Consider the following 18,092-nt stretch of genomic DNA (forward strand, 5'->3'; position numbering starts at 1 on the left):
TTATGTTCCTGATAATACTAATTAAATCGCTCATTATCGGCGCGCTGGTCGGCGTAGGGGTGGGCGCTGGGGCTGCACGCATGTTTCACGCGCCAACCACGCAGGGGATGGGTGCGTTCCGTACGTTGGGCGAACTCAACTCTTGTGAAGGCGACCCGGCATCTCACTTCTCCTTTGGACTGGGTTTCTTCTTTAACGCCTGGGCGTCGTCTGTGGCGGCCGGATCGTTCACCCAGGATGTCGATCACCGCATCATCCCTAACTGGGGCGCGGCGGCGCTAATGATCAAAAACCGTAACGTCGGCGAGACGCTGCACGACCCGAAAAAAATGGCGATCGCCTGCGCCGTCATCGGCATGATCGTCGTGACGTTCCTTAACCTGACCGCCTCATCCGTGCCAGAAGCGCTACAGGTGACGGCGGTTAAGGTGCTGGTACCGGCGGCAAACCTGCTGGTCAACATCGTCATGCCTGTGATCTTCTGGTTAGCGGCGATCGACGCTGGTAAAAAATCGGGTTTCTGGGCCACCGTTTTCGGCGGCGCGGCGCAGCTCATCATGGGGAACGCCGTACCGGGGCTGGTACTGGGTATTTTGATCGGTAAAGGCGTAGAAGAGAGCGGCTGGAACCATGTCACCAAAGTGATGATGGTCGCCATCGTTTTGCTGTTTGTGTTGAGCGGCTTCTTCCGCGGCTTCGACATGAAAATGATCGAGTCTTTCAACATGACGGTACCGAACTGGCTTGAACTGATCCACAACTCGCTCAGCGGCAAATAACGGAGGCCACAATGGAAGAGAATAAAGGTTTTTGGTATGCCGACTGGTCGTTCCCGATCTTTGTTGGCCTGCTCTCCTCCGGCGTTTTCGCCGGGACGCATATGTACTATCTGTACGGTATCGGCGCATTTAACGAAGTCGCTTTTGTGGCGATGTTGAAAGCGGGGATGGATACCGGCGTCTACGGCACGGTCGCCGCTTTCGGCGCCAGCTTTTTATTTGCCCGCATTATCGAAGGTTCGCTGGTCGGGATTCTGGATATCGGCGGGGCAATTCAGACTGGCGTGGGCTTAGGGGTTCCGGCGTTACTGCTGGGGGCTGGCTTTGTCTTCCCGGTGGCGAACTTTATCGCTTCGCTGATAACCGGTCTGGTGATTGGCCTGGCGATTGGCTACATCATTATTCTGGCGCGTAAGTTCACTATTAATCAGAGCGACTCCACGTACGGGGCGGACGTCATGATGGGGGCCGGTAACACTTCAGGCCGTTTTCTGGGGCCGTTGATTATCCTCAGCGCCATGACGGCATCGATTCCTATTGGTCTGGGCTCTCTGGTGGGCGCGCTGCTGTTTTATATCTGGCAGAAGCCGATTACCGGCGGCGCGATTTTAGGCGCGATGATCCTCGGTTCCATCTTCCCGGTTGCGATTAGCTAACTGTTGATTTGTAGGCCGGATAAGGCAGTTGCGCCGCCATCCGGCAAAGGAGAGAACGATGTTTGATTTACTCCTGCGCCATGCGCGTCTGGTCGATGACACGCTGACTAATATTGCCCTGCAAGATGGCAAAATCGCGGCGTTGGGCGACGTTGATGATCCGGCGCTGAAAACCATTGACCTGCGCGGCGAGTGTTACGCCAGCGCGGGTTGGATTGATTCGCACGTCCACTGTTACCCAAAATCGCCGATTTATTTCGATGAGCCGGATAGCATCGGCATCGCGACGGGGGTGACGACGGTGATTGATGCAGGCAGCACTGGCGCAGACGATATTGATGATTTCTATGCTCTGACCCGTCAGGCGACCACCGAGGTTTATGCGCTGCTGAATGTTTCACGCGTTGGGCTTATTGCCCAAAACGAGCTGGCTAACATGGCCAATATTGACGCCGATGCGGTCCGGCAGGCGGTAAAACGCCACCCGGATTTTATCGTCGGCCTCAAGGCGCGGATGAGCAGCAGCGTGGTAGGCGTTAACGGCATCACGCCGCTGGAACGCGCTAAAGCCATGCAGCAAGAAAACGGCAACCTGCCGCTGATGGTGCATATTGGCAATAACCCGCCGGATCTGGACGAAATAGCGGAGCGTCTGACGGCGGGCGATATCATTACCCACTGTTACAACGGTAAGCCGAACCGTATTCTGACGCCGGAAGGCGAGCTGCGCGCCTCGGTGACACGAGCGCTGGCGCGCGGCGTGCGTCTGGACATCGGGCATGGCACCGCCAGCCTGAGCTTTGCGGTGGCGAAACGCGCCATTAGCTTGGGGATTTTACCGCATACCATCAGTTCCGATATCTACTGCCATAACCGCATCAATGGCCCGGTGCATTCGCTGGCTAATGTGATGTCGAAATTCCTCGCCATCGGCATGTCGCTGCCGCAGGTCATTGCGTGCGTGACGGCCAATGCCGCCGATAGCCTGAATCTGAAAACCAAAGGTCGTCTTCAGCCTGGTCTGGATGCCGACCTGACCCTCTTTACGCTTAAACGCCAGCCCACCGTGTTGGTAGACGCGGAAAACGACAGCTTACAGGCTGAAGAATTGCTGACGCCGCTTGCCGCGATACGCGCAGGCAAGGGCTATATGACCGAACAAGGGAGCGCGGAACATGCCTTCGATTTTTGAGAAGTATCAATTAAAACAGGTGATTAACGCCTCCGGACGTATGACGGCGCTCGGCGTCTCTACGCCGCGCCCGGAAGTGATAGACGCGGCGATGGCCGGAATGAATCAGTATTTCGAGATGAAAGATCTGGTGAATAAAACCGGTGAGTACATTGCGAAATTGCTGGAGGTGGAAGGGGCGACGGTAGTCTCCTGCGCCAGTGCGGGCCTTGCCCAGTCGGTTGCCGCGGTACTGGTTCAGGACAGCGACTGGCTGCTGGAAAATCTGCACGTTACACCGATTGAAAATAACGAAATCGTCCTGCCAAAGGGCCACAACGTCAACTTTGGCGCGCCGGTGGGAACGATGGTGGCGCTGGGCGGCGGCAAACTGGTGGAAGCCGGTTACGCCAACGAATGTTCCGCCGCGCAGTTGGCGGCGGCCATTACGCCGCGCACGGCGGCTATTCTCTATATCAAATCTCACCACTGCGTACAGAAAAGTATGCTCAGCGTGGAGCAGGCTGCGGTGGTGGCGCGCACGCATAATCTCCCGCTGATTGTGGACGCGGCGGCGGAGGAAGATTTGCAGTGCTACTACCGCGTGGGCGCAGATCTCGTTATCTATAGCGGCGCGAAAGCGATTGAAGGGCCGACCAGCGGGCTGGTGATTGGCAAAACGCAGTATGTTGAGTGGGTAAAACGTCAGTCAGCGGGCATTGGTCGGGCGATGAAGGTCGGCAAAGAAGGAATTGTTGGCCTGACCTGCGCCATTGAATTGTACCTGCGGGCGCAAAAAGAGAGCGGCGCGGAGATGGTAGAAAAAATGGCGCCCTTTATCGACACGTTGAACACGTTTAACGGCGTCAGCGCCCGCGTGGTGTGGGACAGCGCCGGACGCGACATCGCGCGCACGGAAATTAAGTTTGATGAAGCCGTTACCGGCATCGCCACAGGCGAACTGGTAGACGCGCTGAAGCAAGGGGAATACGCGATTTACTTTCGCGGATACAAAGCCAACGAAGGGATTATTGAAGCGGATGTCCGCAGCGTCGATCGCGCGCAGTTAGCGATTGTGGCGCGTCGTATTAGTGAGGTGATTAATCAGGAGAAAAAAGCATGAAACTGACCCCTAACTTTTACCGCGATCGCGTTTGCCTGAACGTACTGGCCGGTTCGAAAGATAACGCCCGGGAAATCTACGCGGCGGCGGAAGGTCATGTGCTGGTTGGCGTGCTCTCCAAAAACTATCCGGATGTGGCAAGCGCAGTCGCAGATATGCGTGAATATGCGGCGCTTATCGATAATGCGCTCTCCGTCGGACTGGGGGCAGGCGATCCTAACCAGTCGTCGATGGTGAGCGAAATCTCGCGTCAGGTACAGCCGCAGCATGTCAACCAGGTGTTTACCGGCGTAGGGGCCAGTCGGGCGCTGCTGGGGCAAAATGAGACGGTGGTCAACGGTCTTGTCTCGCCGACCGGCACGCCGGGACGGGTGAAAATTTCCACCGGCCCGCTAAGCAGCCGCGCGCCGGACGGCATCGTACCCATAGAAACGGCGATTGCGCTACTCAAAGACATGGGCGGCAGCTCCATTAAATACTTTCCGATGGGAGGGCTCACCTGTCGCGACGAGTATAAAGCGGTGGCTGAGGCCTGCGCCCGTCATGATTTCTGGCTGGAACCGACGGGCGGCATCGATCTGGAAAACTTCGCCGAGATTCTGCACATCGCCCTTGATGCAGGTGTAAGCAAAATCATTCCTCACATTTATAGTTCGATTATTGATAAGGTGAGCGGCAACACCCGTGTGGACGATGTGCGTCAGTTACTTGCTATCGTCCGGTCGCGTGTCGGCTAATCATGAGGAGAGAGACGTGCGATTCCCCAACCAACGTTTAGCGCAGCTATTTGCGATGCTGCAAAACGAGACGCTGCCGCAGGACGAACTGGCGCAGCGGTTGTCGGTCTCCACGCGTACCGTTCGGGCGGATATCGCCGCGCTGAACATGTTGCTGACGCCGCATGGCGCGCAATTTACTCTCAGCCGCGGCAACGGGTATCAGCTCAAAATTGATGATCCGGCACGTTATCAATCCCTGCAAACGCAGCAATCTCCCACGCTGGCGCGCGGTCCGCGCACCAGCCAGGAGCGGATCCACTATTTGCTGGCGCGTTTTTTAACCTCCGCCTTCTCGCTGAAGCTGGAGGATTTAGCAGATGAATGGTTTGTCAGCCGTGCGACGTTGCAGAACGATATGGCGGACGTGCGCGAGCATTTGCTGCGTTATCATCTGACGCTGGAAACGCGTCCGCGTCATGGCATGAAATTGTTTGGCGGAGAGATGGCGATTCGCGCCTGTCTGACCGACCTTTTATGGACGCTGGCGCAGCAGGAGCCCTCCCATCCGTTAATTGTTAGTACCACGCTGAACACCGAGGTGTCTCAACGGCTGCAGTCTCTTTTGCCGGATATTTTCTCTCATTGTCAAATCCGCCTGACCGATGAGGGCGAGCTGTTTCTGCGTTTATACTGCGCGGTGGCGGTACGGCGTATTCGCGAGGGGTATCCGTTATCGGAATGCGTGGCAGAGGAGGTCGATGAAAAGGTGCGCCATGCGGCGCATGAGATTGCGGAGCTACTACAACAGCTGGCTGACAAGCCGCTGTCGGAGCCGGAAGTAAGCTGGCTGAAGGTGCATATTGCCGCCCGCCAGGTACAGGAGATTGCCCCCAGCGCCATTAATGCCGATGATGAAGAGGCGCTGGTGCACTATATCCTCAATTTTATTAATACCCAGTACAACTATAACCTGTTGAATGATAAACAGCTTCACGCGGACTTGCTGACCCACATCAAAACGATGATCACCCGCGTGCGCTACCAGATCATGATCCCCAACCCACTACTGGAAAATATTAAGCAGCACTATCCGATGGCGTGGGATATGACGTTGGCGGCGATATCGAGTTGGGGAAAATACACGCCGTATACCATTAGCGAAAACGAAATCGGTTTTCTGGTGCTGCATATTGGCGTTGGGCTGGAACGTAGTTACAACATTGGCTACCAGCGGCAGCCGCAGGTACTGCTGGTGTGCGATGCTGGTAATGTGATGGTGCGGATGATTGAAGCGGTACTGGCGCGGAAATACCCGCAGATTGAGATTGCCCGCACTCTGACGCTACGCGACTATGAGGCGCGGGACAGTATTGTGGAGGATTTTGTGATTTCCACAGCGCGGATCGGCGAAAAAGATAAGCCGGTCATCATGATCGCACCCTTTCCTACCGACTATCAATTGGAGCAGATCGGTAAGCTGGTGCTGGTGGACAGAACCCGTCCGTGGATGCTGGATAAATATTTCGATGCCTCGCATTTTCGCATCGTGGAGGGGGAAATAGATCAACAGGCGCTGTTTAAAACGCTGTGCGATCAGTTGCACGAGGAAGGCTTTGTTGATGCGGCGTTTCTCGATTCGGTTATTGAACGTGAAGCTATCGTCAGTACGTTATTAGGCGACGGGATTGCCTTGCCACACGCGCTGGGGCTGCTGGCGAAGAAAACGGTGGTTTATACGGTGCTCGCGCCGCAGGGGATTGTCTGGGGTGACGAAACGGCGCATGTTATTTTTTTACTCGCCATCAGCAAAAGTGAATATGAAGAGGCGATGGCCATCTACGATATTTTCGTCACTTTCCTGCGCGAACGCGCCATGACGCGCCTCTGCGCATGTCAGAATTTTACGCAATTTAAAACGGTCGCGATGGAGTGCGTGAGTCGTTTTTGAGAGGCGTTATCCAGAATTCGATGTAATGCGAATGTAATGCTAAACTGCATTACACATTCGATTCTCCTGGAGGCATAATGGCCACGCTGAACGTCCGTCTGGATGACAAACTCAAAAATGAGGCTTATGCCGTGCTGGAAAAACTGAACATTACTCCAACGGAAGCCGTGCGATTACTGTTCCAGTACGTCGCGGAAACGGGGCGCATGCCAGTGAAAACCGTCACTCTTAGCGACAGTGAAGATGCATTGATTCAGACAGTTCGGGAGAGGCTGTCTAGTCCGCAAAAGGGAATCAAGGTTAGTCTGGATGACTTATGAACTGGAATTCGACCCGAGGGCCTTAAAAGAGTGGCATAAGCTGGGCGATACGGTGAAGGCTCAGCTTAAGAAAAAGTTGGCTGATGTGCTATTGAACCCCAGAATCGACTCTGCCCGTTTAAACGGTCTTCCTGACTGCTATAAAATTAAGCTTAAATCGTCCGGTTATCGTCTGGTGTACCAGGTTCGGGATGACGTTGTGATTGTGTTTGTTGTTGCGGTCGGCAAGCGAGAACATTCAGCCGTCTATCACGATGCAAACAAACGGCTTTAGCGATCAACGCAAATGATGCACTACCTGGTTGCTGCTACCGCGCCAGATAAGCGCCGGGTCTTTCAGAGCCTGCACAAATTTGCCATCGACCAGCACGTTGATGAGATCGACTACCTGCATCTGTGCGGCGTTGAGTTCATCGAGCTTGTAGCCGGTCCACACCCAGATATCTTTCCCCGGGCACTCCGCGTGGATGCGTTGTACCAGTGCCAGGATATCCGGTACGTTTTGCGGATGCAGCGGATCGCCGCCCGACAGCGAGATCCCCTGACGGTGAATGCGCGTGTCGTTCAGATCGGCAATGATCTTATCTTCCATCTCTTTGGTAAACGGCTGGCCGGAATTGAGCCGCCAGGTGCTTTTGTTATAGCAGCCAGGGCATTCGTGCACGCACCCTGACACAAACAGGGTGCAGCGGGTGCCGGGGCCGTTAACGATATCGACGGGGTAGTATTGATGAAAGTTCATGTTTCCTCGTTGCATTTGGCGCTGTAGCGGCGTTGGCCGCTCTCACTTACCCAGGTCACTTACTTATGTAAGCTCCCTGGGATTCGTTCGTTTGCCGCCTTGCTACAACACCAACTGCTTAGAGGAAACTCATGAAATTGGAACTATAGCCAGCGGTTGTAGGCCGGATAAGGTGTTTACACCGCCATCCGGCATTTACGCATTGCAAACGGAGGATTAACCTATCTGCCCGTTGCCTAAATGCTTCACGCGGCGCTTCACTTCTTCCTGCTTACCGGCGTTAAACGGGCGTGCGTCCGGGCTGCCTAAATAACCGCACACGCGGCGGGTGACCGAGACGCGCGCGGCATCGTGGTTGCCGCATTTCGGGCAGGTGAAACCTTTACTGGTACATTCGAACTCGCCGGTAAAGCCGCACTCGTAGCATTCATCGATCGGCGTGTTGGTGCCGTAATAGGGTACATGCTGATAGCTGTAATCCCAGACATCTTCCAGCGCTTTCAGGTTGTGCTGAATGTTCGGGTATTCGCCGTAGCAAATGAAACCCCCGTTCGCCAGCGGCGGATACGGCGCTTCGAAATCGATTTTGTCGTACGGGTTGACCTTCTTCTCCACGTCGAGGTGGAAGCTGTTGGTGTAGTAACCTTTATCGGTTACGCCCGGCACCACGCCGAACTCGGCGGTATCCAGACGGCAGAAGCGGTCACAGAGGTTTTCACTTGGCGTGCTGTACAGGCTAAAGCCGTAGCCGGTCTCGTCTTTCCACTGATCCACGGCCTGGCGCAGACGCTCCACAATCGCGATGCCTTTAGCGCGAAGTTGCTCGCTGTCGTACAGGTGTTCGCCGCCAAACAGCGCGTTAATGGTTTCATGGATACCAATGTAGCCCAGAGAGATGGACGCACGACCATTTTTAAAGATTTCAGACACGTCGTCGTCCGCTTTCAGCCGCACGCCGCAGGCGCCTTCCATATACAGGATAGGCGCGACGCGGGCTTTCACGCCTTCAAGGCGGGCGATACGGGTCATCAGCGCCTTCCGCGCCAGCGCCAGACGTTCATCCAGCAGTTTCCAGAATGTGGTTTCGTCGCCTTTTGCTTCCAGCGCGATGCGCGGCAGGTTAAGGCTAATCACGCCCAGGTTGTTACGCCCGTCGTGGATCTGCTCGCCGTTTTCGTTCTCCCACACGCCGAGGAAGCTGCGGCAGCCCATTGGCGTTTTGAACGAACCGGTGACTTTGACCACCTGATCGTAGTTGAGAATGTCCGGATACATGCGCTTGCTCGCGCACTCCAGCGCCAGTTGTTTAATGTCGTAGTTCGGATCGCCAAACTTGTGGTTCAAACCGTCGCGGATAGCGAAGACCAGTTTCGGGAACACGGCGGTTTTGCGATTTTTACCCAGACCGGCGATACGGTTACGCAAAATAGACGCCTGGATCAGACGCGACTCCCAACTGGTGCCGAGGCCAAAACCAAAGGTCACGAAAGGCGTCTGGCCGTTAGCGGTGTGCAGCGTGTTAACTTCGTATTCCAGCGACTGGAAGGCGTCGTAGCACTCTTTTTCGGTGCGAGAACGCGCATACCCTTCGGCATCCGGGATCTGCCACTCATCGGCGGTTTTGCGGTGCTTGTTATAGCTTTCGGTGACAAACGGCGCCAGCACTTCGTCGATACGGTTAATGGTGGTGCCGCCATAAATATGGCTGGCGACCTGCGCGATAATCTGCGCGGTAACGGCAGTGGCGGTAGAGATAGATTTTGGCGGTTCGATCTCGGCGTTACCCATCTTAAAGCCCTGGGTCAACATGCCTTTCAGGTCGATCAACATACAGTTGAACATCGGGAAGAACGGCGAATAGTCGAGATCGTGATAGTGGATATCGCCGCGCTCATGCGCTTGTACTACGTCACGCGGCAACAGGTGCTGGCGGGCATAGTGTTTGGCGACAATCCCGGCCAGCAAATCGCGCTGGGTGGGAATGACTTTACTGTCTTTGTTGGCGTTTTCATTGAGCAACGCGGAGTTGGTTTGCTCTACCAGGCCGCGAATTTCCTGGTTCAGACGACCACGCTTTTCACGCTGAATGTCGCGATCGTGACGGTATTCGATGTAGGCGCGGGCAAGCTGTTTGTACGGGCCGGACATCAGTTGGTTTTCAACCGCAGTTTGGATCTCGTTAATATCCACCTGACTGCGCGCGTTCATTTGGCTGCTAACGACTTCTGCGACGGTGGCACAGTAATCTGCGTCATCGACTCCCGCTGCTTTAGCTGCACGTAGAATGGCTTCCTTAATGCGCTCTGATTTGAATGGCACTTTACAGCCATCTCGTTTCATCACATGCGGTGTCATGATCACTCCATATTTGTAAGAACAGGTTATCCACAGAGGCCGGGGAAGCCATAACAGGTTTATTCATCTCTTTTCCAACGACTTCCCGCAATCCTGACCCAGGTTATCCACAATTCACCTTGTGTCGAGTGAACGGATGTTGTAGCAATTGTAGTCAATTAATACAACATATTGGGTCGGTGTGCATTTTAAAGTCTATATGTAGTGATTTGCATCAAGGATGTTTGCAATTTTATTGATGTAGAACAAGGTAAAAATCAGAGCGTACAGATGGCGGGCGCTGTAGCGTTTGTAAAAGATAGCAAGAAAAATCTGATTAATTATTCAACAAAAACAGTCAGTAACCTGGAGCAACGCCACAGCCCGTGTCAATAGGTTTGTGGCGTTTATCCGTATAAGGACGTCGCGTTAGCGTTGTAACCACCAGATGGCTTCAAATGGGCGCAGCGTCATCGCAGCTGGCTGGCTGGCGACCTCGCCATAATTATGCAGTAGCGCCTGCCACTGTCCTTTGATATGCGGTGGATGCCACTCCTGGCACTGGTTACTCAGATTGGCGACAACCAGCAGGATTTGCCCCTGCCACTGGCGGCGATAACACCATACTGATGGGCTATCCGGGAGGAGATCCTGATAATCGCCCCAGATCAATACAGGCTGGGTTTTACGTAGCGCAATCAGCTTTTGATAGGTGTAAAACACCGAGTTTTCATCGCGTAATGCCGCCGCGACATTAACCTCCGTATAATTATCGCACAGGCTTATCCACGGCTCGCCCTGGGTGAAACCGGCGTTTTTACCGTTGTCCCACTGCATCGGCGTGCGGCTGTTGTCGCGGGATTTACTGGCCAGGATAGCCAGTAGTTCGTCGGGGTCGCGTCCGGCGGCGCGTAGCGCGGCAAACATATTATGACTTTCCACGTCGCGATAATCGGTGATGCGGGTAAAGTGTGGGTTGGTCATGCCGATTTCTTCGCCCTGATAGATATAAGGCGTCCCTTGCATACCGTGCAGCGCCATCGCCAGCATTTTCGCGGCTGGAACCCGGTATTCCCCCTCGTCGCCAAAGCGGGAAACGATGCGCGGCTGATCGTGATTACACCAGAATAACGCGTTCCAGGCGACGTTATGCATCCCCTGTTGCCAGTGGCGGAACAACGCTTTCAGCGCCACATAATCAGGTTTTGCCAGCGTCCACTTTTCGCCATTGGGGTAATCCACCTTCAGATGATGAAAATTGAAGGTCATTGAGAGTTCGTCGCCGCTAAGCGCGGCATATTGCTGGCAGTTTTCCAGCGTGGTAGAGGACATTTCGCCTACCGTCATCAGATTACGCGGCGTAAAAACGTCACGGTTCATTTCGCGTAAAAACGTATGCGCGCGCGGCCCGTCGGTATAAAAGCGGCGTCCGTCGCCCGTCGGATCGTCAGGAAAATCCTGATCTTTGGCGATCAGGTTCACCACGTCCAGACGTAGGCCATCCACGCCGCGATCGGCCCAGAATTCACAAACCTTTTTCAGCTCGGCGCGTACGGCGGGGTTTTCCCAGTTCAGGTCGGCCTGTTCAGGCGCGAAAAGGTGTAAATAATATTGTTCGCTCTGGCTATGCCAGCGCCAGGCGCTGCCGCCAAATTTGGATTGCCAGTTATTCGGGCAGACATCCGGCGTGCCGTCGCGCCAGATGTAAAACTGACGGTATGGGCTCTCTTTGTTCAGCGCTTCGCGAAACCAGGTGTGCTGGGTAGAAGTATGGTTAAACACCATATCCAGGATGATGCGAATGCCGCGTGCTTTCGCCTGCGCGACCAGCTCGTCAAAATCATCCAGCGTGCCGTAGGTCGGGTCGATAGCCGTATAATTTGCGACGTCATAACCGTTATCCACCTGCGGCGAGATATAAAACGGCGTGAGCCAGATGGCGTCCACGCCGAGTCGCTGTAGATAGTCAAGGCGCTGCGTGACGCCGCGTAAATCGCCGGTGCCGCTGCCGGTCGTGTCCTGAAAACTTTTCGGGTAGATCTGATAAATAACGCCGTTTTGCCACCAGAGGGGGATAGTCATTGTAGTTTCCTGCAAGTACGTTGGGACGCAACTGCGCCCCGAAGAAGAATTAGACAATTTGTAATGTGCCCTGACGATGCTTACGCTGATAGATAAAGGTGGTCAGAATCACCGGGATAACGATCGCGATAACCATCGCCATCGCAAACACCTGCCAGTAAGTCGGCTGGATAGAGAGAATGCCCGGCAGGCCGCCAACGCCGATGCCGTTTGCCATTACGCCATTCAGACCACAGAGCAGACCGGCAAGGCCAGAGCCGATCATCGCGCACAGCATCGGGAAGCGATATTTGATGTTGATGCCGTACATTGCCGGTTCGGTCACCCCCAGATAGGCGGAGATCGCCGCCGGAACGGAAATTTCACGTTCATTGTGTTTACGGCTGGAGATGATGATGCCCACCACGGCGGAGGCTTGCGCGATATTCGACAGCGCAATCAGCGGCCAGACTGGCGTACCGCCCATGCTCTGAACCATCTGCATATCGATAGCGAGCGTGGTCTGGTGGACGCCGGTAATGACCAGCGGGGCATACAGGAAGCCGAACAGCGCCGCGCCTATCGGGGCGAAACTGCCGGTCATCAGATAACGTACCGCAAAGGCCACGCCGTCGCCGATCATACGACCAAAGGGGCCAATAAAGGCGTGGGCGAGAAAGACGGCCAGTATCAACGAACACACCGGGACGACGACCAGGTAGAGATAATCCGGCACGATGCGTTTCAACCGCGTTTCAATAAACCCAAGCGCCAGTCCTGCCAGTAGCGCCGGGATAACCTGCGCCTGGTAGCCTATTTTCTCAATACTAAATACGCCGAAGTTCCAGACGTCCGGCGTTTGCTGGCCCAGCAGATACGCATTCATCAACTGCGGCGACACCAGCGTTACGCCGAGCACGATACCAAGAATCGGCGTGCCGCCCATTTTTTTCACCGCCGACCAGCAGATCCCCACCGGCAGATAGAAAAAGATCGCTTCGCCGATCAACCATAAAAAATCATAAAGCGTTTTTAGCGCCGGATGCATCTGCGCCAGCGTTTGACCGTGGCTCATCGGCACATCGCCGATCACGTTACGAAAGCCTAAGATCAAACCGCCGCTGATCAACGCCGGTAGTAGCGGAAAGAAGATCTCCGCAAAGTGGGAAATTAACTGCTCATGCCACTTCATGTTCTGGCGAGCGGCTTTTTTGGCCTGCTCTTTATCAGCATACGCTTTGCCGGTGGTCTCCAGCAGCGCGTTATAGTAATCGCCAACGTCGGTGCCAATCACCACCTGAAACTGCCCGGCGTTGGTGAAACAGCCTTTAACCATCGGCAATTGTTCGATCTCTTTTGGTCGGGCGTTCGCGGGCTGGTGGAGCACAAAGCGCAGGCGAGTAATGCAGTGGCTCACCGCGGCGATGTTGTCGCGCCCGCCAACCAGGTCAATCAGCCGGTCGATATCGGCTTGTTTTACTTTGCTCATCGTAAAGCCTCATGGCAGAGGAGGTAAGTTATGGGTTGGCGCAAGAGTAGCTCTTCAACGTTGGTTTAAAAATGGGAACGTTCCCGAAACACGGCGAAGATCACAAATTACTCGTGGTATTCCGTTTAATCAGTCACTCAGGCGAGGGTAGAAGGAATGACGATCCGGCGCGGATCGCAGCGGCCATTGATCTGTTCGATCAGCTGCGAAGCCGCCTGCCGTCCGGCTTCAGCATAGCCAGGATCGACAGTGACGATCTCCGGGTGCAGGAATTTTATCAGCGGCGTGTTCCCGACGCTTGCCAGTTGCAGCGTTTCAATACGTTGCTCCTGTAAATACTTACTGGCGCCCAACGCCAGCGTATCGGTGGCGCAGACTAACGCGGTGGTATCCGGCATGATGACACTTGCCGTATGCTCATAGCCCTGCTTCATGGCAAGACCGGGCAGGGCGGCGACGGGATGAAGTTTATGTTTTTTGCAAAACGCCAGGTATGCGTCATGCCGACGTTTGCCGGTGGTAATATCGCTATGGGGAACGCCCAGAAAGCTAATGTTGCGGTGTCCCTGCTCATACAGCCGCTGCATAAGGATATGAATCGCGCCCTCGTCGTCGTAACAGACGGAGGCAAAACCTTGCGCATCTCTTGCCAGCAGCACCAGCGAAGCTTTCCAGGGGGAGATCAACTCTTCTGTGATGCCGGTAAAGCCAAACAGCACCACGCCATCAATGTTACGTCGTCTGAGCATGCCCAGATGTTCCATTACCAGCGTCGGAGAGAACTGACTTTCCATCATAATAGGGTCGTAGCCCTGTTCGTAAAACGCAGGCAGCATGGTCTGAACCGCGAGGTTTTCAGACAACGAATCAAGGCGAGTGACGATAATAGCGACCACTTTATCACTTTGTCCCCGCATCGCGCGGGCGGAGCGGGACGGGGAGAAACCGTGTTGATTCATCACCGCTTCGACACGCTCGCGGGTACGTTCGCTTACGCCGCTTTCATTGTTAAGCACGCGGGAAACGGTTGATTTCCCTACGCCGCTCAGGCGGGCGATGTCTTTGATAGTGAGCCGGTTTTGCATCCTGTTTTCCCGTGGCGTGACGCTGATGGTGATAAAAAGAGTAACTTTACTCAAGCGAAGGGCAATGGGCAAAGTCTGGTTTATCGTTGGTTTAATTACGTAACGGTATGATACCGCCATAATTGCCACAAAACTTATGGATTTATGCGTATAATCCGCGGCGCAAATTATTTACTTACCGGAGGCGACATGGACCCTGAACCCACCCCTCTCCCGCGATGGAGAACTTTCCTTTTCCGGTAAGCCTGCCTCTGCTGTCTTACCGGTGTGTAAGACAGTGACACAATAACGTCCCTGTTTTTATTTAAACATTGCTCATCGGGCAAAGCTTTGCCGCGCCTGAAGAATTTTCTGCGCCTGACTTCGGCGCGGAGGGATTACCTATGCTAAAAACCATTACCCGCCAGCTTTTTGCCCGGCTTAATCGTCATTTGCCTTATCGTCTGGTTCACCGCGATCCGCTGCCCGGCGCGCAGACCGCGGTAAATGCGACTATCCCGCCTTCGCTGAGCGAGCGCTGTCTGAAAGTCGCGGCAATGGAGCAGGAGACTCTCTGGCGCGTTTTTGATACGCACCCGGAGGGATTAAACGCCGCCGAAGTGACGCGCGCGCGTGAAAAGCATGGCGAAAACCGCCTTCCGGCACAGAAACCCTCGCCGTGGTGGGTGCATCTGTGGGTATGTTATCGCAATCCTTTCAACATCTTACTCACGATTCTTGGCGGCATTTCTTATGCCACGGAGGATCTGTTTGCCGCAGGCGTTATCGCCCTGATGGTCGGTATCTCAACACTGCTGAATTTTGTGCAGGAAGCGCGCTCGACGAAAGCGGCGGACGCGCTAAAAGCGATGGTGAGCAATACCGCTACCGTACTGAGGGTTATTAATGAAAATGGCGAAAACGCCTGGCTGGAATTACCCATCGATCAACTGGTGCCCGGCGATATTATTAAACTGGCGGCGGGGGATATGATCCCGGCGGATTTACGGATTATCCAGGCGCGCGATCTGTTTGTCGCCTAGGCGTCGCTGACCGGCGAATCTCTGCCGGTCGAGAAAGTCGCCACGACGCGTGAGCCCCGGCAAAATAACCCGCTTGAGTGCGACACGCTGTGCTTTATGGGGACGAACGTCGTGAGCGGAACGGCGCAGGCCGTGGTGATGGCGACCGGCGCCGACACCTGGTTTGGTCAATTGGCGGGGCGCGTGTCGGAACAAGATAACGAGCAGAACGCTTTCCAGAAAGGAATTAGCCGCGTCAGTATGTTGCTGATCCGCTTTATGCTGGTCATGGCGCCGGTAGTACTGATTATTAATGGTTACACGAAAGGTGACTGGTGGGAAGCGGCGCTATTTGCGCTCTCGGTCGCGGTAGGACTCACCCCGGAAATGTTGCCGATGATCGTCACCTCTACCCTCGCGCGCGGGGCGGTGAAGCTCTCGAAACAGAAAGTTATCGTGAAGCACCTTGATGCGATTCAGAACTTCGGCGCGATGGATATTCTGTGCACCGATAAAACCGGCACATTGACGCAGGACAAAATTGTGCTGGAAAATCATACGGATATTTCTGGTAAGCCCAGCGAGCATGTACTGCATTGCGCCTGGCTGAACAGCCATTATCAGACCGGTCTAAAAAATTTACTGGATACGGCGGTCCTGGAGGGAGTAGACGAAACCGCCGCGCGTCAGCTCTCCGGACGCTGGCAGAAAATCGATGAGATCCCGTTTGATTTTGAGCGTCGCCGGATGTCGGTGGTGGTCGCCGAAGATTCGAACGTGCATCAACTGGTCTGCAAAGGCGCGTTACAGGAGATCCTGAACGTGTGTACTCAGGTGCGCCACAACGGCGATATTGTGCCGCTGGACGACAATATGCTGCGCCGGGTGAAACGCGTTACCGACACGCTGAACCGTCAGGGGCTACGCGTGGTCGCCGTCGCGACCAAATACCTGCCTGCGCGTGAGGGCGATTACCAGCGTATCGATGAATCTGACCTGATCCTGGAAGGGTATATCGCTTTTCTCGATCCGCCGAAAGAGACCACCGCGCCGGCGCTGAAAGCGCTGAAGGCGAGCGGAATTACGGTGAAAATTCTCACCGGCGACAGCGAGCTGGTAGCGGCGAAAGTTTGCCATGAGGTTGGGCTGGATGCGGGCGATGTCGTTATTGGCAGTGATATTGAAGGGTTAAGCGACGACGCGCTGGCGGCGCTGGCCGCCCGTACGACGTTGTTTGCGCGTCTGACGCCGATGCATAAAGAGCGCATCGTCACTTTGCTCAAACGCGAGGGGCATGTGGTCGGTTTTATGGGCGACGGGATTAACGATGCTCCGGCGTTGCGGGCGGCGGATATTGGTATCTCGGTAGATGGCGCGGTGGACATCGCCCGTGAGGCGGCCGATATTATCCTGCTGGAAAAGAGCCTGATGGTGCTGGAAGAAGGCGTCATTGAAGGTCGTCGTACTTTTTCTAATATGTTGAAATATATCAAGATGACGGCCAGCTCAAATTTCGGTAACGTGTTTAGCGTGCTGGTGGCGAGTGCCTTTTTGCCGTTCCTGCCAATGCTGCCGCTGCACTTGCTGATTCAAAACCTGCTGTACGATGTATCCCAGGTGGCGATTCCGTTTGATAATGTCGATGAAGAACAAATTCAAAAGCCGCAGCGCTGGAATCCGGCTGATTTGGGGCGCTTTATGGTCTTTTTCGGTCCGATCAGCTCGATTTTCGACATTTTGACCTTTTGTCTGATGTGGTGGGTATTTCATGCGAATACGCCAGAAACGCAAACCTTGTTCCAGTCCGGCTGGTTTGTGGTGGGATTACTGTCGCAAACGCTGATTGTGCATATGATCCGTACCCGTCGTCTGCCGTTTATTCAAAGTCGCGCCGCCTGGCCGCTGATGGCGATGACATTGTTGGTGATGGTGGTGGGAGTCTCGTTGCCGTTTTCGCCGCTGGCGTCTTACCTGCAGTTGCAGGCGCTGCCGTTAAGCTATTTCCCGTGGCTGATTGCTATTCTGGCGGGCTATATGACGTTAACCCAGTTAGTGAAAGGGTTTTACAGCCGACGTTATGGCTGGCAGTAAACACTTTCGTCGGGGATTCGCCAGCGTGCTTAATCCCCGATATCGCTAACCAGGCCAGATGCCCGTAAAGCTCGACAAGTTTAACGCGATCGGCTTTATCTTTAAATTTCAGGGCTTATTCAAGCAACTGTAGAATGCTATATGCAGGCATAAAAAAGAGGAATGTCCAGCTAAGTTTGTAAAATACATTCTCTGCCCCCGAGCCAGAACGAGAGGAGGAGATGTCCCACCGCCGGATATGTTTTGCAGATATGCGACGAAAGCGGCGAATATAGCTAATGCAATAAACTAAGTAAGGAGGAATCGCTAAGGCGGCAGTGGGTTTAGGAAACATAAGGGTAAGCAATATGGCTGCGACAATGAAGCATAAAAAGACTATCTTCGCGGTAGATTCTATCTGTTTTAATTCCTGGCGTACGCTTTCAGCATGCTTCTCTTGCCAGCGACGGAGCGTGCTGTTGCTAAATCCATATTCTTCGCACAACGCCTTATTCGGTACGCCGTTTTTCGACTGTTGCAGAAAATCGGCTATTTGTTCCTCGGTAAAACGCGATCTTACCATTGCCGCCTCTC

At 54.4% G+C, this 18,092-nt stretch carries 15 protein-coding genes and 1 pseudogene; 10 read left to right on the top strand and 6 right to left on the bottom strand.

Annotated features, from left to right (window positions below):
• Window positions 1-2: 2 nt before the first annotated feature.
• The 8 genes from J4685_RS04545 (at window position 3) to J4685_RS04580 (ending at window position 6,990) form a co-directional block, all read left to right on the top strand.
• Window positions 3-779 carry a DUF4311 domain-containing protein gene (locus tag J4685_RS04545; protein ID WP_000478578.1) on the top strand — a complete coding sequence of 259 codons (777 nt, stop codon included), beginning with the start codon at window positions 3-5 and terminating at the stop codon, window positions 777-779.
• A gap of 11 nt (window positions 780-790) precedes the next feature.
• Window positions 791-1,435, top strand: a complete 645-nt coding sequence (locus J4685_RS04550; protein WP_000392131.1) for a DUF4310 family protein — start codon at window positions 791-793, stop codon at window positions 1,433-1,435.
• A gap of 58 nt (window positions 1,436-1,493) precedes the next feature.
• Window positions 1,494-2,627 (top strand): amidohydrolase/deacetylase family metallohydrolase, encoded by a 1,134-nt coding sequence (locus J4685_RS04555; protein WP_000459927.1) that lies wholly within the window; start codon window positions 1,494-1,496, stop codon window positions 2,625-2,627.
• Window positions 2,611-3,729: a DgaE family pyridoxal phosphate-dependent ammonia lyase gene (locus J4685_RS04560; RefSeq protein ID WP_001139183.1), complete on the top strand. Its 1,119-nt coding sequence runs from the start codon at window positions 2,611-2,613 to the stop codon at window positions 3,727-3,729. The genes J4685_RS04555 and J4685_RS04560 overlap by 17 nt, the downstream gene beginning before the upstream one ends.
• The gene (gene dagF / locus J4685_RS04565) at window positions 3,726-4,466 is read left to right on the top strand and encodes a 2-dehydro-3-deoxy-phosphogluconate aldolase (RefSeq protein ID WP_000779266.1); all 741 of its coding nucleotides are present in this window, start codon (window positions 3,726-3,728) and stop codon (window positions 4,464-4,466) included. Before J4685_RS04560 ends, dagF begins: the two co-directional genes overlap by 4 nt.
• A 16-nt stretch (window positions 4,467-4,482) precedes the next feature.
• Window positions 4,483-6,396, top strand: coding sequence for a BglG family transcription antiterminator (locus J4685_RS04570; RefSeq protein WP_001212144.1), 1,914 nt, complete (start codon window positions 4,483-4,485; stop codon window positions 6,394-6,396).
• A 77-nt stretch (window positions 6,397-6,473) separates the two neighbouring features.
• Entirely contained in the window at window positions 6,474-6,716 is a 243-nt protein-coding gene (locus tag J4685_RS04575) for a type II toxin-antitoxin system RelB/DinJ family antitoxin (RefSeq protein WP_000212724.1), read from the top strand.
• On the top strand, window positions 6,706-6,990 hold the full coding sequence (locus tag J4685_RS04580; protein ID WP_000220578.1) for a type II toxin-antitoxin system RelE family toxin: 285 nt from the start codon (window positions 6,706-6,708) through the stop codon (window positions 6,988-6,990). The genes J4685_RS04575 and J4685_RS04580 overlap by 11 nt, the downstream gene beginning before the upstream one ends.
• Before the next feature lie 3 nt (window positions 6,991-6,993).
• Here J4685_RS04580 and nrdG read toward each other — a convergent pair whose 3' ends face one another.
• The 5 genes from nrdG to treR all read right to left on the bottom strand — a co-directional run bounded on the left by nrdG (window position 6,994) and on the right by treR (window position 14,427).
• On the bottom strand, window positions 6,994-7,458 hold the full coding sequence (gene nrdG / locus J4685_RS04585) for an anaerobic ribonucleoside-triphosphate reductase-activating protein (protein ID WP_001009172.1): 465 nt from the start codon (window positions 7,456-7,458) through the stop codon (window positions 6,994-6,996).
• Window positions 7,459-7,674: 216 nt separating this feature from the next.
• On the bottom strand, window positions 7,675-9,813 hold the full coding sequence (gene nrdD / locus J4685_RS04590; protein ID WP_000187826.1) for an anaerobic ribonucleoside-triphosphate reductase: 2,139 nt from the start codon (window positions 9,811-9,813) through the stop codon (window positions 7,675-7,677).
• A gap of 408 nt (window positions 9,814-10,221) precedes the next feature.
• Window positions 10,222-11,874: an alpha,alpha-phosphotrehalase gene (gene treC / locus J4685_RS04595; RefSeq protein WP_000155064.1), complete on the bottom strand. Its 1,653-nt coding sequence runs from the start codon at window positions 11,872-11,874 to the stop codon at window positions 10,222-10,224.
• Between the two features lie 49 nt (window positions 11,875-11,923).
• Entirely contained in the window at window positions 11,924-13,342 is a 1,419-nt protein-coding gene (gene treB, locus J4685_RS04600; protein WP_000048813.1) for a PTS trehalose transporter subunit IIBC, read from the bottom strand.
• 137 nt (window positions 13,343-13,479) lie between these two features.
• Entirely contained in the window at window positions 13,480-14,427 is a 948-nt protein-coding gene (treR, locus tag J4685_RS04605) for a trehalose operon repressor TreR (protein ID WP_001181303.1), read from the bottom strand.
• 189 nt (window positions 14,428-14,616) lie between these two features.
• Here treR and mgtL point away from each other — a divergent pair, with 189 nt between their 5' ends.
• Window positions 14,617-14,670 (top strand): mgtA regulatory leader peptide MgtL, encoded by a 54-nt coding sequence (gene mgtL / locus J4685_RS22740; protein WP_223229583.1) that lies wholly within the window; start codon window positions 14,617-14,619, stop codon window positions 14,668-14,670.
• A 140-nt stretch (window positions 14,671-14,810) separates the two neighbouring features.
• Window positions 14,811-17,519, top strand: a pseudogene (mgtA, locus tag J4685_RS04615) (magnesium-translocating P-type ATPase).
• Between the two features lie 115 nt (window positions 17,520-17,634).
• On the opposite strand, the gene J4685_RS04620 reads toward mgtA, so the two are convergent.
• A complete protein-coding gene (locus J4685_RS04620) occupies window positions 17,635-18,081 on the bottom strand; it encodes a transposase (RefSeq protein ID WP_000252555.1) in 447 nt (148 codons plus the stop codon).
• Between the last annotated feature and the right edge of the window lie 11 nt (window positions 18,082-18,092).

Origin of the sequence: Salmonella sp. 32100201201700099SM (assembly GCF_017572645.1) — a bacterium.
GTDB classification, from domain to species: domain Bacteria; phylum Pseudomonadota; class Gammaproteobacteria; order Enterobacterales; family Enterobacteriaceae; genus Salmonella; species Salmonella enterica.

Coding starts and splice junctions, on each gene's coding strand:
- nrdD (WP_000187826.1), bottom strand. CDS start 9,813: ATGACACCGCATGTGATGAAACGAGATGGCTGTAAAGTGCCATTCAAA.
- J4685_RS04560 (WP_001139183.1), top strand. CDS start 2,611: ATGCCTTCGATTTTTGAGAAGTATCAATTAAAACAGGTGATTAACGCC.
- J4685_RS04555 (WP_000459927.1), top strand. CDS start 1,494: ATGTTTGATTTACTCCTGCGCCATGCGCGTCTGGTCGATGACACGCTG.
- nrdG (WP_001009172.1), bottom strand. CDS start 7,458: ATGAACTTTCATCAATACTACCCCGTCGATATCGTTAACGGCCCCGGC.
- J4685_RS04545 (WP_000478578.1), top strand. CDS start 3: ATGTTCCTGATAATACTAATTAAATCGCTCATTATCGGCGCGCTGGTC.
- J4685_RS04550 (WP_000392131.1), top strand. CDS start 791: ATGGAAGAGAATAAAGGTTTTTGGTATGCCGACTGGTCGTTCCCGATC.
- treB (WP_000048813.1), bottom strand. CDS start 13,342: ATGAGCAAAGTAAAACAAGCCGATATCGACCGGCTGATTGACCTGGTT.
- dagF (WP_000779266.1), top strand. CDS start 3,726: ATGAAACTGACCCCTAACTTTTACCGCGATCGCGTTTGCCTGAACGTA.
- treR (WP_001181303.1), bottom strand. CDS start 14,427: ATGCAAAACCGGCTCACTATCAAAGACATCGCCCGCCTGAGCGGCGTA.
- J4685_RS04620 (WP_000252555.1), bottom strand. CDS start 18,081: ATGGTAAGATCGCGTTTTACCGAGGAACAAATAGCCGATTTTCTGCAA.
- J4685_RS04580 (WP_000220578.1), top strand. CDS start 6,706: ATGACTTATGAACTGGAATTCGACCCGAGGGCCTTAAAAGAGTGGCAT.
- treC (WP_000155064.1), bottom strand. CDS start 11,874: ATGACTATCCCCCTCTGGTGGCAAAACGGCGTTATTTATCAGATCTAC.
- J4685_RS04575 (WP_000212724.1), top strand. CDS start 6,474: ATGGCCACGCTGAACGTCCGTCTGGATGACAAACTCAAAAATGAGGCT.